Genomic DNA, 15,706 nt, shown 5'->3' on the forward strand with positions numbered 1-15,706 from the left:
TAGCGGATAGAAATTACGTATATGCCAATGTATTGACCATTCGATTGCCATCCTAAACAATTGGCAAATCGATGTCACTTTGATATCGGTGCGCCGCCCAAAAATATTTAGCGTGAAATTCATCACGCTTTTTGATGCTCTCCTTGCAGCCATTCGCCGGTCTTTTGACGCTGATTGCGGCAATCGAATCGCTGCGGCTATCTCACTGATAAGGATGTTTTCCTCATGCGCATGCGATTCGCTCAAGCAGTGCCCTTCGCCCTGGCTTTCGTCATTCCCGTTTCCCTGCCGGTTCAGGCGGACACCCTCAACCAGGCCATGCAGAAGGCGCTGGAGTACCACCCGGAAATCCAGGCCGGTGTGAATTCGCGTCTTGCTGCGGACAAGCAGCTGCGGGCCGCGAAGGGGGGCTACCTGCCGTCCGTTGATCTGACCGCCGGCTACGGCCGCGAAGGCTCCGACAACACCACCACCCGTGGCGAGGGCGACCACTGGAAGACCCTGAACCGTGGGGAGTCCAACCTGGCCCTGCGCCAGATGGTGTTCGACGGCTTCGCCACCTCCAGCGAAGTCGGCCGCCAGCAGGCCAACGTGAACTCCCGCGCTTACGCGCTGCTGGGTACTTCCGAGCGCACCGCGCTCGACGTCGCCCAGGTCTACACCGATGTGCTGCGTCGTCAGGAAATGGTTCGTCTGGCCGAGGAAAACCTGAAGAGCCACCAGCGCGTGTACGACCAGATCAGCCTGCGCAGCTCTCGCGGTGTCGGCCGTCTCGCCGACCAGGACCAGGCCGAAGCACGTCTGGCCCAGGCGCAGAACAACCTGATGACCGAGAAGACCAACCTGGCCGATGCCCGCACCAACTACTACAGCGTGGTGGGCAGCGACCCGGTCGACCTGAGCGAGCCGACCGGCCTCGTCGGCCAGTTGCCCGACGACCTGCAGGCGGCTCGCCGCCAGTTGGTGGAGAACAGCCCGATCCTGCGCTCGGCGGAGTCGGACGTGGCCGCGGCGGAGAAGCAGTACGAAGCGGCGAAGTCGACCTTCTATCCGAGATTCGATGCAGAACTTTCCAAGGGTGCCGATAACAACCTCGATGGCGAGGAAGGCCACAACAACGAATGGCAGGCCATGCTGCGCATGCGCTACAACCTGTTCGCCGGCGGCAGCAACAAGGCCCAGCTGGAGGCCAAGTCCTACGAGGCGAACCAGGCCCTGGACATCCGCAACAACGCCCTGCGCCAGTTGAACGAGGAACTCGGATTGTCCTGGAACGCCCTGAGCAATGCCCGCGACCAGCTGCCGATCGCCCGCCAGTACGTGGACTACAGCACCCGCGTGCGCGAGGCGTACCAGAAGCAGTTCACCATCGGCGAGCGTACCCTGCTCGACCTGCTGGACAGCGAGAACGAGCTGTTCAACGCCTCGCGCCGCCTGGTCGACCTGAAGTACACCGAACTGTTCACCCAGTACCGCATCAAGGCCACCCTGGGCGAGCTGCTCAAGAGCCAGGGGGTGGTGGCGCCGATGGCTGCCGTGGCGTCCGAAGACGTCAAGCCGAAAGTCCAGCTGCCCGGCCTCAACTAACCTGCCCGAGAGAGCATCCGCGTGGATCAAGAAGTCAGCGCCGTACCCCTCAGCCACGATCCGCGCGGTCTGCTCGACGACCCGTTGCTGGACAGCCTGCTGACGCTCTGTCAGCTGCACCAGAAACCCGCCAGTCGCGCCATGCTCACCAGCGGCCTGCCGCTGCCCGGGCAGCGCCTGTCCGCCGAACTGCTGCCCCGTGCGGCGGCTCGCGCCGGCCTGCAAGGACGCCTGCTGCAGCGCAAGCTGGAGCAGATTCCCGCGCTGGCCATGCCCGCCATGGTGCTGCTGCGCGAAGGGCGCTGCGCGGTGCTGCTGGGCTGGGAGAGCAATGGTGATGCGCGCCTGCTGCTGTCGGAGAGCGATGGTGGTGAAGTGCGCGTCAGCCGCGAACTGCTCGGCGAGGACTACGTCGGCCAAGCCTTCTTCGCCCAGCCGCAGCACAAGTTCGACCTGCAACACGGCGAGCTGATCCCGCGCGCCAAGAGCTGGTTCCGCGACACCCTCAAGCGCTCGCGCTGGTTGTACGTCGATGCCGTTGCGGCGAGCCTGCTGATCAACCTGATCGCCCTGGCCGCGCCGCTGTTCGTCATGAATGTCTACGACCGCGTGGTGCCCAACCAGGCCGCCGCGACCCTCTGGGTGCTGGCCATCGGCATCAGCGGCGCGTACCTGTTCGATCTGCTGCTCAAGACCATGCGCGGCTTGTGCCTGGACCTGGCGGGGAAGAAGACCGACCTGATCATCTCGGCGACGCTGTTCGAGCGCATCGTAGGCATGAGCATGAAGTACCGCCCGGCGCGGGTCGGCTCGTTCGCGCAGAACATCCATGAATTCCAGACGCTGCGCGACTTCCTCAACTCGCTCACGCTCACGACCCTGATCGACCTGCCGTTCACCCTGTTGATCCTCCTGGTGATCGGCATCATCGGCGGGCCGCTGGTCTTTGTCCCGCTGGTGGCCTTCCCGCTGGCCGCAGGCCTGGGCTGGCTGCTGCAGAAGCCGCTGGTGGAGACCATGAACCGCACCATGGCGCTGGCCGCCGAGCGCCAGTCGAGCCTGATCGAGACCCTCGCCAGCCTCGACGCGGTGAAGGTCAACAACGCCGAGAGCGAGCGCCAGTATCTCTGGGAGCAGACCATCGGCACCCTCAGCCGCCTGGAACTGCGGGTCAAGCTGCTGTCGACCCTGGCGATGAACATCACCGTGCTGATCCAGGCGCTGGCCGGGGTCGTCATGATCATCGGCGGCGTGTACCTGATCATCGCCGGCGACCTGTCCATGGGCGGCCTGATCGCCTGCTACATGCTCAACGGCCGTGCCCTCGGCCCGCTGACCCAGCTTTCCGGTCTGATCCAGCGCTACCAGCAGGCGCGCCTGTCCATGGTCACCACCAACCAGATGATGGAGCTGCCGCAGGAGCGCAACGCCGACGAACGTCCGCTGACCCGCTCGCAACTGCGCGGCGGCATCGAGATGCGCGGCCTCGACTTCGCCTACCCGAACCAGCAGGTGGCGGCACTGCACGGCATCAACCTGCAGATCCGCGCCGGCGAGAAGGTCGGCATCATCGGCCGCAGCGGTTCGGGCAAGAGTTCCCTGGCCAAGCTGATCGTCGGCCTGCACCAACCCGAGAACGGCAACCTGCTGGTGGATGGTGCCGACGTGCGTCAGCTCGACATCAGCGAGCTGCGCCACAATATCGGCTACGTGCCGCAGGACATCAGCCTGTTCAGCGGCACCCTGCGCGACAACCTGGTCAGCGGCGCGCGCTACATCGATGACGAACGCGTGCTGGAAGTCGCCGAGCTGACCGGCGTCAACGAGTTCGTCCGCCTGCACCCGCAGGGCTACGAACTGCAGGTCGGCGAGCGCGGCCACAATCTCTCCGGCGGCCAGCGGCAGAACGTCGCCCTGGCCCGCGCACTGCTGCTCGACCCGCCGATCCTGCTGCTGGACGAACCCACCAGCGCCATGGACAACGCCGGCGAGGAGCGCCTGAAACAGCGCCTGCAGGCGATCCTGGGCGAGAAGACGCTGCTGCTGGTCACCCACCGCGCCTCCATGCTCAGCCTGGTGGACCGTCTGGTGATCATCGACAAGGGCCGCATCATCGCCGACGGTCCGAAGGACGTGGTCATGGATGCACTGAAGAAGGGGCAGATCAGTGTCGCTTAATCCCCAGGGCGGTATCCGCCACTCCGTCCGTGGCTATTTCAAGGGCGGCGACAGCCTCACCGGCCAGCCGCTCCCGGAAGTCAGCAAGGCGCTGATCGAGGACGCGCCGCGCGTGGTGCGGCTGACCATCTGGATCCTGATCGGTTTCGTCGCCTTTCTGCTGCTGTGGGCGCACTTCGCGCAGATCGACGAGGTCACCCGTGGCGAGGGCAAGGCGATTCCCTCGTCCAAGGTGCAGAAGATCCAGAACCTGGAAGGCGGCATCGTCTCGCAGATCTTCGTCCACGAAGGGCAGGTGGTGCAGGCCGGCGAGCAATTGATGCGTCTGGACCCGACGCGCTTCCAGTCCAATGTCGGCGAGACCGAGGCCGACCGCCTGGCGATGTTCCTGCGCGTGGAGCGTCTCTCCGCCGAGGTGGAAGACCGTCCGCTGAATATCCCCGATGACGTGCGCGCCAAGGCACCGGGCCAGGCCAGCAGCGAAGAGGCGCTGTTCCACAGCCGCCAGCAGCAGCTCAAGGATGAAACCGACGGCCTGCAGCAGCAACTGGTGCAGAAGCAGCAGGAGCTGCGCGAGTTCATCTCCAAGCAGGCGCAGTACCGCAACAGCCTGAACCTGCTGCGCGAGGAGATCTCCATGTCCGCGCCGCTGGTGGCCCAGGGCGCGATGTCTCAGGTGGAACTGCTGCGTCTGAAGCGCTCGGAAGTGGAGAACCGCGGCCAGCTCGACGCGACCACGCTTGCGATCCCGCGCGCCGAGGCGGCGGTGAAGGAAGTCGAGCGCAAGGTCGCCGAGACCCAGTCGCGCTTCCGCAGCGATGCGCTGAAGGAACTCAACGAAGCGCGCACCGAGCTGAGCAAGGCCACGGCCACCGGCAAGGCGCTGGAAGACCGCGTCAGCCGCACCCTGGTCACCTCGCCGGTGCGCGGCATCGTCAAGCAACTGCTGGTGAACACCATTGGCGGCGTGATCCAGCCGGGCAGCGACCTGATCGAGATCGTCCCGCTGGACGACACCCTGCTGGTGGAAGCACGCATCCGCCCGCAGGACATCGCCTTCCTGCGCCCCGGCCAGCACGCCATGGTCAAGTTCACCGCCTACGACTACACCATCTACGGCGGCCTGCAGGCGGACCTGGAGCAGATCGGCGCCGACACCGTCACCGACGACGACGGCAACAGCTTCTACCTGATCAAGCTACGCACTCGCAAAAGCCACCTGGGCACGGACGACAAGCCGCTGCTGATCATCCCCGGGATGATCGCCACGGTGGATATCATGACCGGCAAGAAGAGCATCCTCAGCTACCTGCTCAAGCCCATCCTGCGGGCCAAGGCGGAGGCGTTGCGGGAGCGCTGATCGCGGTTGTATGGCAAAAGCGCAAGCGAGTCGGGGTTTCTGCAGGCATCGACTCGCTTTTCCCGGCAAGCGTCGGCAATCTTGGGCTCTCTGCGTTTTGGTTCATCAGGAGCTTGATCATGAACAGGAATTTGCCGCTGACCCTGTCTTTACTCGCTGTGCTGGGAGCGCACACGGTCTCTGCCGAGGAGGCTGCAACGGGCTCCAGCGCCCTCAAGGATTCCGCCAAGGCGGCCGTATCCTCGGCCATTTCCGCTGGCAAGAATCTGCTGGGAGGAGTTTCCGACGGCGTCACCGAAGGTCGAGAGTCCGCCCAGGGAAGCGACGGTTCCATTGTCGTCTCCAGCCTGGCGCAAATGGACGGTCAGGTCAGCGTGCAGTTGCTCAAGGTCGAGCTCGGCGAAGATGGCAATCTGGTTGCCATGCTCGGGTTCAAGAACGCTACCGGAAAGCCACTGCGCCTGATCAACCTGCGACAGACTGGCGCGTTGCTGGCCATCGACCAGGAGGGTTACTCCAGCGCGCCGTTACCCGGTGCCATCAATCCGGACGACGTGACCATCCCGGCGAACACCGGTGTGCGTCAAAAGTTCGTGTTCGATGGTCCGACCGCAGCGGTGCAGTCGATTCGCCTTTGGGGGCGCGATTTCACCGTCAAGCCATAATCCCCATGGCGCCTGGAGGCCCCGCATTCGAGCGGGGCTTTTGCTTTTCAGTACGCCACGGTGAACCGCTGCTGGTGATGGTTGGCCTGCTCGGCCTCGTCGATCATCGCCACCGCCAGGTCCGGCAGGGAGATACGGCTTTCGCCGTTGCCATCGAACAGCACCTGGTCGCCGCCGATGCGGAAGCTGCCGGTGCGGGTCTCGCCGTCGAGCAGCATGGCCGGGCTGAGGAAGGCCCAGTCCAGCGCATGCTCCGCGCGCAGTTGGTCCAGTGCGTCAGCCGCGCCCAGTGCACCTTGCTTCCACTGTTCGGGGAACTCCGGGCTGTCTACCAGGCGCTGGCCGGGGGCGATTTCCAGGCTGCCGGCGCCGCCGAGTACCAGCAGGCGCTTCACGCCGGAGGCCTTTACGCCGTCGAGAATGGCGCGGCTGCCCTTGGCGTGGGCTCCGCGGATGTCCGGGTTTCCCCAGCCGGCATTGAACGCGCTGATCACGGCGTCCTGGCCGGCGACGGCACGGGCAACCTGAGCCGGGTCATAGACATCGGCCTGGACCACCTTGAGATTGGCGCGCTCCGGCAGTTTCGCCGGCTCGCGTACCAGCGCGGTCACGTGGTGGCCACGGCGCAGGGCTTCTTCGAGGAAGTAATGGCCGACGTGGCCGGTGGCGCCGATCAGGGCAATGTTCATGGAATCACCTATTCGTGGGAGGGAATGCCGCGCCTGGGTAGGCATGGCCGGCAGGTGATTCATCTTCGGCCCGGCGCGCGCGTGGATAAAGCCATGCGCGCGCCATGCACTCGTAAGCGCCGCTTCACAATCGACTCAATTGTCGAAGAGCTTCTGCACCACCGAGAAGTCCTGCTCGCCATGCCCCTGTTTCACCAGCAGCCGGTACATCGCCAGGGCCAGGCTGCCCATGGGCGTGCTGTTGCCGCTGACCTGCGCGGTCTCCTGCGCGAGGCCCAGGTCCTTGGTCATCAATGCGGCCATGAAGCCACCGGTGTAGCCGCGCGAGGCAGGGGCGTTCTCCATCACGCCGGGCCAGGGGTTGTAGACCTCCAGCGCCCAATTGCCCCCGGAGCTGCGCCGCATGATCTCCGACAGCACCACCGGGTCCAGGCCATTGGCCGCGCCCAGGGCGAGGGATTCGGCGGTGCCGATCATCAGCACGGCGAGCAGTTGGTTGTTGCACACCTTGGCGACCTGCCCGGCACCGTCACCGCCGGCGTGGAAGAGGTTCCGGCCCATGGCGGAGAACACCGGGCGGGCGCGTTCGAGCACCTCGGCGTTGCCGCCGACCATGAAGGTCAGGGTGCCGGCGATGGCGCCGCCGGTGCCGCCGGAGACCGGCGCGTCGAGCATTGGAATCCTGAGTTCGGCGGCGGCCTGGTGGACTTTGCGCGCCGAGGCCGGGGCGATGGTGGAGCATTCCAGCACCAGGGTGCCGGGGGCGATGTGCGCCAGCAGGCCTTCGTTACCGAGGTAGAGCCCTTCGACGTGCTGGCTGGCCGGCAACATGGTCACCACCACGTCGGCGCCGTCCACCGCGTCGTGGGCGCTGCGAGCGGCGCTGGCGCCCTGGGCGACCAGGCCGTCGATGGCGCTCTGCACCAGGTCGAACACGCGCAGCAGGTAGCCGGCCTTGATCAGGTTGGCGGCCATGGGGGCGCCCATGTGGCCGAGGCCGATGAAGGCGATGGTTTGCATGCTGGTTTCCTCCCGTTCACGACGACAGGCACTCCAGCGCAAGCAGTCATCCAGTAGGCGCGGGCCATGCCCGCGATCGCCCCCATGGGGCGCTCCTACAGGAAGAGCAGAGGAGAGGACCTACAGATCCGCCAGCGGATGCTCGCCCTCCCAGGTCGCGTCGAAGTGCGCATTCACTACTGCATCAGGTATGGCAGCGATATCCGGCCAGTGCCAGTGCGGGGTGTTGTCCTTGTCGATCAGCCGGGCTCGCACGCCCTCGGGGAATTCCGGGTGACGGCAGCAGTTCAGGCTCATCGCGTACTCCATGCGGAACACCTCGGCAGTCGACAGATGGCGCGCGCGGCGGATCTGTTCCCAGACCAGATGAGCGGTCAGCGGGCAACCCGAGGCGAGGGTCTTTGCCCCGCGGGCGATCAGCGCGTCCTCGTCGTTGACCAGCGCGGTCAATGCGTTCCAGGCCTCGGCGATGTTGGCGCTGTCGAGCACCGCGTCCAGGCGTGCGCGACGCGGCAGCAACTGGGCGTCGGGCAGTTCGCCACGGGCTTCGTGTTCCAGTGCCTGGAGCAGGCTGTGCAGTTGCACATCGGCCTGTTCTCGCCAGTTCAGCTGTACCAGGCCTTCGATCAGGTCGTCCTGCTGGGTGTCGAGCAGGAAGCGGTCGGCGAGGTCCAGGTCCAGCGCATCGCGCGCGTTCATCTGCGTGGCGGTCAGGCCGAGGAACAGGCCGAGCCGGCCGGGCAGGCGGGCAAGGAACCAGCTCGCGCCAACGTCCGGGTACAGGCCGATGTTCACTTCCGGCATGGCCAGGCGGCTGCTCGGGGTGACGATGCGCACCCCGGCGCCCTGCATCAGGCCCATGCCGCCGCCCATCACGTAGCCGTGGGCCCAGCAGATCAGCGGTTTGGAATAGGTGTGGATGAGGTAGTCCAGGCGGTATTCGTCCGCGAAGAAGCGGCGGGCCAGGTCCGGCACCTCGCCGGGCTTCTCGCGGCAGGCGTCGACCAGCTTGCGCACGTCGCCGCCAGCGCAGAAGGCCTTGCCGCCGTTGCCGCGCAGCACCACGCAGGCGATCTGCGCGTCGTCCTGCCAGACGCGCAACTGGTGGTTCATCGCCTCGATCATCGGCAGGCTCAGGGCGTTCAGGCTCTTCTCCGCGTCCAGCGTCACCACGCCGATGCGGAAGCCGTGCAGCCCGGGGCGTTCTTCGAACATCACATTCATCGTCGGGCCCTTATTGGTTGCGCCAGTGCGGATCGCGTTTTTCCAGGAAGGCGTTCACGCCCTCGCGGGTGTCGTCGGCATCGAACAGGTCTACGAAACGCTCACGCTCTTCCGGCAGCCAGGTGGTCGGGCCGCGCTCGCGGGCGCCCTGGATCAGCGGCTTGATGGTGCGCACCGCCACCGGGCTCTGCCGCGCGACCTTGGCTGCCAGCAGCAGGGCAGTGCCGCGTGCTTCGCCCGTATCGACGACCTGCTCGATCAGACCGATGCGCAGCGCGGTGTCGGCGTCGACACGCTCGCCGCAGAGGATCATGCGCTTGGCCCAGCCTTCGCCGACCAGCCATGGCAGCGCCTGGGTGCCGCCGGCGCAGGGCAGCAGGCCCACGGTCGCCTCGGGCAGGGCCATCTGCGCCTGGCGCTCGGCGATACGGATATCGCAGGCCAGGGCGCACTCCAGGCCGCCACCCATGGCGTAGCCGTTGATCGCCGCGATGGACACGCCACGGAAATCGCGCAGTGTCTCGAAGGCTTCGCCGAAGCGACGGGCCATCTCGCGGGCACGGGCCTTGTCGCCGTCGGCGAACATGTTCAGGTCGGCGCCGGCGGAGAAGAATTTCGGGCCCTGGCCGGTCACCACCAGGGCGTAGATGTCATCGTCACGGTTCAGGTGCTCGACCACCTGGCGCAGCCCGATCAGCGAGTCGCGGTCCCAGGTGTTGGCAGGCGGGTGATTGATGGTGATCAGCGCGGTGTGGCCGTGTTTTTCCACGGTCAGCTTGTGGGTCAGGTCGAAGACTCCGGGCTTGTAAGGCTCGAGGGCGTTGCTCATGGGCATCTCCTTGTCGGTCATGGACATGGACTCTAGGTGCGCGCGGCGACGCGCGTCCATGTCCGATCTGTTCGATTGCGCCCGCACGGGCGGGCGGTTTTTCCAGTGCTTTTGATCTTCGTACGAGCGAGCTTGCTCGCGAACCAACCCCGCCGCGGGGGATGTTGGCGCGCAATAACGAAGGCATCCCCCTCGCTCCTGCACAAGGGCTTTCAGAGCAGGCGATCCAGCATCCCGCCCTGTTCCAGCAGGCGACGGGCGACGATGACCCGCATGATCTCGTTGGTGCCCTCCAGGATCTGGTGCACGCGGCTGTCGCGCACCCAGCGCTCCAGCGGGTAGTCGTTGAGGTAGCCGTAGCCACCGTGCAGTTGCAGCGCCTCGTTGCACAGGGCGAAGCAGCGATCGGTGGCGAAGCGCTTGGCCATGGCGCAGTACAGGGTCGCCTCGCCGTCCTTGTGGTCCAGCTTGTGCGCGGCCAGGCGCACCATCTGCCGGCTGGCGGTGAGGTCGGTAAGCATGTCGGCGAGCTTGAACTGCAGAGCCTGGAATTCGGCCAGCGCCTTGCCGAACTGCTTGCGTTCCTCGACGTAGCGCAGCGACTGCTCCAGCGCCGCCTGGGCCGCGCCGAGGGAGCAACTGGCGATGTTCAGGCGACCGCCGTCCAGGCCCTTCATGGCGTAGACGAAACCCTGGCCCTCCGGACCGATGCGGTTGCCGGCGGGAATGCGCACGCCCTCGAAGGTGATGGTGCGGGTCGGCTGTGCCTTCCAGCCCATCTTGTCCTCGTTGCGGCCGTAGCGGATGCCCTCGGCGCTGGCTGGCACGAGGAAGCAGGAGATGCCCTTGGCACCGTCTTCGCCGGTGCGCGCCATGACGATCAGCACGTCGGTGGAGCCGGCGCCGGAGATGAAGGTCTTCGCGCCATCCAGCACGTACTCGTCGCCGTCGCGTTTGGCGCGGGTGCGCAAGCGCGCGGCGTCGGAGCCGGCGTCCGGTTCCGTGAGGCAGTAGGAAGCCAGCAGTTCGCCGCCGATCAGCCCCGGTAGCCACTGCTCCTTGAGCGCGGCGTCGCCGAAGCTTGAGAGCATCCAACTGGCCATGTTGTGGATGGTCATGTAGGCGGTGGTGGCGACGCAGCCGGCGGCCAGTTGCTCGAAGATCAGCGAGGCGGACAGGCGCGACAGGCCCAGGCCGCCGTCTTCCTCGGCGATGTACAGGCCCAGGTAACCCTGCTCGGCGGCGCGGCGGATCACCTCCACCGGGAAGTGGTGCTGGCGGTCCCAGTCGGCGGCGTGGGGCGCCAGTTCACGGCTGGCGAAGGCGCGGGCGCTGTCCACCAGCAGGCGTTGTTCTTCGGACAGATCGAAATGCATGCAGCTACCTCTGTTTGTTCTTGTTGGCTACCGCTTCGCGCTTGTGGCGCGCGCGCTCTTGGGCGAAGAGGCTCTTGGGTAAAGAGTCCTTCGGTTATAGCCGTTGCGCCGGCCGCTGTGGATTGACGATCTTGTGTTGAGGATGGACGATCTTGGCATTGCCATCGTCGGAACCCGGACCATGTCCCGCCCGCTGATCTCCACCTGGCCACTGCCGCAGCAGGGCGTCCGCTTCATCACGCCGCCTCGCCTGCGCCGCGCCCTGGATCGCCATCCGCTCGGCCAGGCCTGCTATCCGTTGGCCCTGGGCTACTACCCGGCGGCGGTGGGGCACCGCATGGAGCGGGAAGACCCGGACGATCACCTGCTGATCTACTGCAGCGCCGGGCACGGCTGGCTGGAAACGGCGGATGGACGATTCGAGGTCGCCGGCGGCGATCTGCTGGTGTTGCCCAAGGGGCGCGCCCATGCTTATTGGGCTGATCAACATCAACCCTGGTCGATCTTCTGGGTGCACCTGGACGGCCGGCTGGCCGAGGATTTCCTGCGCCCGCTGGGCAAGTCGCCACGCCTGCGGGTGGGCGTACAGCCGAGAATCCTCGGGGAGTTCGATGCGCTCCTGGCGCTGCGCCGGCAGGGCCTGAGCCTGCCGCACTTTATCCATGCCGCGCATTTGCTGCAGAGCCTGCTGACCTCGCTGGCCCTGCGCCCGGCGCGGGCGCGGCTGAAGTCCGGACGGGTGCTGGACGTGGAGGCGGTGCAGGCGATGATGCGCGAGCACCTGCACGACGCGCTGAACCTCGACGAGCTGGCGGCGCAGTTCCGCCTGTCGCGTTTCCACTTTGCCAAGACCTACCGCGCGCTGACCGGTCAGGCGCCGATCCAGGATTTCATCCGGCTGAAGATGACCCATGCCTGTCGCCTGCTCGACCAGGGCAACCTGGAAGTGCGCCAGGTTGCCGAGCAATTGGGCTATGCCGATCCGTACTACTTCTCGCGGCTGTTCAAGAGCGTGGTGGGCATGGCACCCAGTCACTACCGGGCGCTGCATACCGGTTGAGTTACTGCAGCGTCAGCGGCTTGCCCGCCGCGCTGCGTTCGGCCTGCCATTCGGCGAGGGTCGGGGCTGCCTCGGGGCCGTCCATGTGCTCGACGATCTCGAAATAGTCCTGGTGCAGCGGGTCGCGCAGCACCTCGTCGCGCGGCTTCACCTTCACCACGTAGACGCGCTGGATATTCTGGTGGTCGAAATCGCGCCATTGCTGTTCGCCCTTGAGCAGGCTGTAGCGATGGCCTTCCAATGCCTTCACCAGTGCGTCGCTGTCCAGGCTGCCGCTGCGTTTGGCGGCGTCGGCCCACTGGTAGACGATGCTGTAGGCCGAGGCGGCGGAGCTGGCCGGGTAGACGCCGTAGCGCTGGGTAAAGTCGCGCACGAAGGCCTGGCCGCGCGCCGATCCTTCGCGCTCGGGCACCTGCCAGGTCCAGGGCTCGGTGCCGATCACGCCCTGCATCAGGCCTGGCCCGGCCAGCTCCACCATGCTCTGGGTGAGGTTGGGTGCGATGACCTGGTGGTTGCGCGTCAGGCCCAGTTCATCGGCGATGCGCATGGCGTGCACCAGATCCTCGCCGAACAGCGCCAGGACCAGCACGTCGGCCTTGCTCGCGGCCGCCTGGGTCAGCGCATCGCGGTAATCGGAAAGGCGTGCGCCGGGAAAGGGCACCTTGATCGACGGGTGCCGGGCGGCGTCTTCGGTGCCGGTATAGTGGCGCAGCGAGCTTTCGGTGGTCAGGCCCCAGGTGTAGTTGGCGGTGACGTAGAAGTAGCGCTTGCCCGGCAGTGTGCGGCCCAGGTAGCTGCCCAGGGCGCGGGCGCTCATCCAGGCGCTGTTGCACTCGCGGAACATGTAGCGCTGGCCGTCCTTGCCGGTGGTGTCGTTGGAGTAGGTGAGGGTGCCGAAGTACAGCAGTTTCTTCTGCGCGGCCCGTTCGCCAGCGGCGATGGCCACCGCGCTGGACGCCCCGCCGAAGAACATCGCCGCGCCGTCGGCCGCCATGGCGTCGATATTGCGCAGGGCCTTCTCCGGGCGTGAGGCATCGTCCTTGCTCAGCAGGTGCAGCGGCCGGCCGAGCACGCCGCCCTGAGCGTTGATCTCGTCGATGGCCAGCAGCGCGCCGCGCATCTGCGCGAGGCCTTCTTCCTTGTAGGAGCCGGTGCGGGGGTAATTGAGACCGAGGTTGATCGGATCGGCGGCTTGCGCCAGGCAGCTGAGGGCAGCCACCAGCGAGAGTGCGGCAGTCATGAATCGCATGTTCGTTCCCTGTTGTTTTTATTGGCGGGTGAAGCGAAGAAGGGACTGTGCACAGACTGAGCGGCCACTCCCATTGGTCTTTGGTCGCATGAAGGTGTCGAGCGGCGGGCGGACGTTTCTGGTTGCGGACATTTCTGCCTATGCCCGAAAATTTCGCGGCGCTATGCCGGGCGGGCGAATGACCGCTGCTCGGCGGCATCAAGGAGTGTTCGGGACTATGGACAGTATTCGTCGTGCGTAAACCGCTTTCTCTGTACCACCCGTGGCTCTATGCGCTGCGCGTCTGGCAACGTCGCGTGTTTCGACGCTGCCACTGGGCAATCTCCAGCCGCCATTACGTGGGGTTGCCGCCTGATCGGGAGCGCCTGCCCTTTCGGTACATCAAGCACACCTCCAAACTGATCCGGCGGCTGGGCAACAGCGACCTGGCATTGCAGCACGGCAAGGTCACCAACCTGCGCCTGGCCGTTGAATGCATGAACGGTGTGCGGATCGGACCGGGGCAGTACTTCTCCTTTTGCCGCCTGCTCGGCCGGCCGACCCGGCAGCGAGGTTTCGTCGAGGGCATGGAGTTGTCGTTTGGCGAAGCGCGGCAAGGCGTCGGCGGGGGTGTCTGCCAGCTCAGCAACCTGCTCCACTGGATGGCGCTGCATTCGCCGTTGACGGTCGTGGAGCGCGCCAACCACAGTTTCGACCCGTTCCCCGACGACGGCAGGGTCCTGCCCTTTGGCTCGGGCGCGGCGATCTTCTACAACTTCGTCGATCTGGTGCTGTTCAATCCGACGCCGCAGACGTTCCAGTTCGACCTGAACGTGGCGGAGCACCAGTTGGAAGGTGTGTTGCTATGCAGCGCCGAGCGTCCCGTCCGCTATCACGTCTACCAGCGCAACCATCGATTCCTGAGGAGTGGTGGCGGGGTGATCCGGGAGAATGAAATCTGGCGGGAGGTCCGCGAAAAAGGCCAGCAAGGGGTTCTGCTGGAGCGCACCTGCCTGTACCGCAACCGCGTGCGAGTGAAGTACCCGGTCGACGACGAGCAGTTATCCCCCTCCTGATGTTGGCGCGCAGCGTCGCCCGGGCTGTCGTGTTCGACCGTGCGCGCCGCCGTGGGGCTCGCTAGTCTTCGCCGACTACCCGGAGGAGGCCCCGTCCAATGCTGCCCGTGATCGCCGAATTGCTGCTGACCCTGGCCTGCGCGGTCGCCGCCTGGCTCGCCCTGGGCGAGCGCCAGCAGTGGCGGGCGCTGGGCTTCCTGTCCATGGGCGTTGCGGCGCTGCTGGGCGCGCTGGAGTATGGCGGCGCCGCCGGGCTGGCCGACGCACATCATGTGGCGAGCGTCGTGTCTGGCGCCGTGGGCCTCCCGCTGATCGCACTGGGACGACTGTCCGGCGGCCTTGGCCGGCAGGCGGTGGTGTTGGTGGCCGGGGTGGCGCTGGTGTTCCTGTCGCAACTCTCGCTGGTGAGCAATCTGGTCGCGCTGCTGGTCATTGCCTGGCCCGGTCGCTCGCGGCGCTATGGATTGGCGGTACTCGGCGCGCTGCTGTTCATCGGCAGCGGGCTGCTGATCGGCACCCGCGGCGAGCTGGCCGGTGTGCCGCGTCGCGAACTGTTCCACCTTGGGCTTACGGTCGCCGTGACCCTGTGGATATTGGCCCGCCTGGGGAGCGGCAAGCCGCGCCTGCCCCGGGCGCTGGCGGTGCGGTGCAAGTCGCCTTGACTTGGCTGGGGCGCTTGCTTAGCGTGCCGGTTCGTTTCACCAGGCAGACGCACCATGACCAACGAAGACCGGATCAAGCTGGAACCCAGCTGGAAAGAAGCGCTCCATGAGGAGTTCGAGAAGCCCTACATGAAGCAGCTGGGCGAGTTCCTGCGCGCGGAGAAGGCCGCCGGCAAGGTGATCTTCCCGCCCGGTCCGCTGATCTTCAACGCGCTGAACACCACGCCGCTGGAGCGCATCAAGGTCGTCATCATCGGCCAGGACCCGTACCACGGCCCCGGCCAGGCCCACGGCCTGTGCTTCTCGGTGCAGCCGGGCGTGCCGACGCCGCCGTCGTTGCAGAACATCTACAAAGAGCTGCACCGCGACCTCAACCTGCCGATCCCCAGCCACGGCTACCTGCAGCACTGGGCAGAGCAGGGCGTGCTGCTGCTCAACACCTCGCTCACCGTCGAGCAGGCCCGCGCCGGCTCCCACGCCCAGGCGGGCTGGGGCCCGTTCACCGACAAGGTGATCGAAGTGGTCAGCCAGCGCTGCGAGAACCTGGTGTTCCTGCTCTGGGGCTCCCACGCGCAGAGCAAGCAGAAGCTGATCGATGCGCAGAAGCACCTGGTGCTCAAGTCCGCGCACCCGTCGCCGCTGTCGGCCTACCGCGGCTTCCTTGGCAACGGCCACTTCAGCCGCACCAACAAGTTCCTCGAACAGCACGGCCTGACCCCCATCGACTGGTCGCTGCCGCCGGTGTGAGGCCA

14 protein-coding genes are annotated in these 15,706 nt (G+C 66.2%); 8 read left to right on the forward strand and 6 right to left on the reverse strand.

Features of this window, described 5'->3' with window-relative positions; translation table 11 throughout:
• Window positions 1-225 precede the first annotated feature (225 nt).
• The 4 genes from AC1ZV1_RS07075 (at window position 226) to AC1ZV1_RS07090 (ending at window position 5,790) form a co-directional block, all read left to right on the forward strand.
• Window positions 226-1,587 (forward strand): TolC family outer membrane protein, encoded by a 1,362-nt coding sequence (locus AC1ZV1_RS07075; protein WP_484296073.1) that lies wholly within the window; start codon window positions 226-228, stop codon window positions 1,585-1,587.
• Between the two features lie 21 nt (window positions 1,588-1,608).
• Window positions 1,609-3,765 (forward strand): type I secretion system permease/ATPase, encoded by a 2,157-nt coding sequence (locus AC1ZV1_RS07080; RefSeq protein WP_484296074.1) that lies wholly within the window; start codon window positions 1,609-1,611, stop codon window positions 3,763-3,765.
• Window positions 3,755-5,125 (forward strand): HlyD family type I secretion periplasmic adaptor subunit, encoded by a 1,371-nt coding sequence (locus AC1ZV1_RS07085; protein WP_484296075.1) that lies wholly within the window; start codon window positions 3,755-3,757, stop codon window positions 5,123-5,125. The genes AC1ZV1_RS07080 and AC1ZV1_RS07085 overlap by 11 nt, the downstream gene beginning before the upstream one ends.
• 119 nt (window positions 5,126-5,244) lie before the next feature.
• Entirely contained in the window at window positions 5,245-5,790 is a 546-nt protein-coding gene (locus tag AC1ZV1_RS07090; RefSeq protein WP_484296076.1) for a hypothetical protein, read from the forward strand.
• A gap of 47 nt (window positions 5,791-5,837) precedes the next feature.
• Here the strand turns inward: AC1ZV1_RS07090 and AC1ZV1_RS07095 are convergent, their stop codons facing one another.
• From AC1ZV1_RS07095 to AC1ZV1_RS07115, 5 genes are all read right to left on the reverse strand, one after another.
• Window positions 5,838-6,479 carry an NAD(P)-dependent oxidoreductase gene (locus AC1ZV1_RS07095; protein ID WP_484296077.1) on the reverse strand — a complete coding sequence of 214 codons (642 nt, stop codon included), beginning with the start codon at window positions 6,477-6,479 and terminating at the stop codon, window positions 5,838-5,840.
• Between the two features lie 135 nt (window positions 6,480-6,614).
• Window positions 6,615-7,499: a 3-hydroxyisobutyrate dehydrogenase gene (gene mmsB, locus AC1ZV1_RS07100; protein WP_484296078.1), complete on the reverse strand. Its 885-nt coding sequence runs from the start codon at window positions 7,497-7,499 to the stop codon at window positions 6,615-6,617.
• 120 nt (window positions 7,500-7,619) lie between these two features.
• Window positions 7,620-8,723: an enoyl-CoA hydratase/isomerase family protein gene (locus tag AC1ZV1_RS07105; RefSeq protein ID WP_484296079.1), complete on the reverse strand. Its 1,104-nt coding sequence runs from the start codon at window positions 8,721-8,723 to the stop codon at window positions 7,620-7,622.
• Between the two features lie 10 nt (window positions 8,724-8,733).
• On the reverse strand, window positions 8,734-9,552 hold the full coding sequence (locus AC1ZV1_RS07110) for an enoyl-CoA hydratase (protein ID WP_081517615.1): 819 nt from the start codon (window positions 9,550-9,552) through the stop codon (window positions 8,734-8,736).
• Window positions 9,553-9,764: 212 nt separating this feature from the next.
• Window positions 9,765-10,928: an isobutyryl-CoA dehydrogenase gene (locus AC1ZV1_RS07115; RefSeq protein WP_484296080.1), complete on the reverse strand. Its 1,164-nt coding sequence runs from the start codon at window positions 10,926-10,928 to the stop codon at window positions 9,765-9,767.
• 181 nt (window positions 10,929-11,109) lie between these two features.
• On the opposite strand from AC1ZV1_RS07115, the gene AC1ZV1_RS07120 reads away from it, so the two are divergent.
• Entirely contained in the window at window positions 11,110-11,988 is an 879-nt protein-coding gene (locus AC1ZV1_RS07120; RefSeq protein ID WP_484296081.1) for a helix-turn-helix transcriptional regulator, read from the forward strand.
• A 1-nt stretch (window position 11,989) separates the two neighbouring features.
• Here the strand turns inward: AC1ZV1_RS07120 and AC1ZV1_RS07125 are convergent, their stop codons facing one another.
• Window positions 11,990-13,237 carry an ABC transporter substrate-binding protein gene (locus tag AC1ZV1_RS07125; protein WP_484296082.1) on the reverse strand — a complete coding sequence of 416 codons (1,248 nt, stop codon included), beginning with the start codon at window positions 13,235-13,237 and terminating at the stop codon, window positions 11,990-11,992.
• 233 nt (window positions 13,238-13,470) lie between these two features.
• Between AC1ZV1_RS07125 and AC1ZV1_RS07130 the strand changes: the two genes are divergently transcribed.
• The 3 genes from AC1ZV1_RS07130 (at window position 13,471) to ung (ending at window position 15,701) form a co-directional block, all read left to right on the forward strand.
• The gene (locus tag AC1ZV1_RS07130) at window positions 13,471-14,292 is read left to right on the forward strand and encodes a VanW family protein (protein ID WP_484296083.1); all 822 of its coding nucleotides are present in this window, start codon (window positions 13,471-13,473) and stop codon (window positions 14,290-14,292) included.
• 98 nt (window positions 14,293-14,390) lie between these two features.
• Window positions 14,391-14,954 carry a hypothetical protein gene (locus tag AC1ZV1_RS07135; protein WP_484296084.1) on the forward strand — a complete coding sequence of 188 codons (564 nt, stop codon included), beginning with the start codon at window positions 14,391-14,393 and terminating at the stop codon, window positions 14,952-14,954.
• 54 nt (window positions 14,955-15,008) lie between these two features.
• Entirely contained in the window at window positions 15,009-15,701 is a 693-nt protein-coding gene (ung, locus tag AC1ZV1_RS07140) for a uracil-DNA glycosylase (RefSeq protein WP_484296085.1), read from the forward strand.
• Window positions 15,702-15,706 lie beyond the last annotated feature (5 nt).

The sequence above is a fragment of the Pseudomonas sp. BB438 genome (assembly GCF_057180225.1).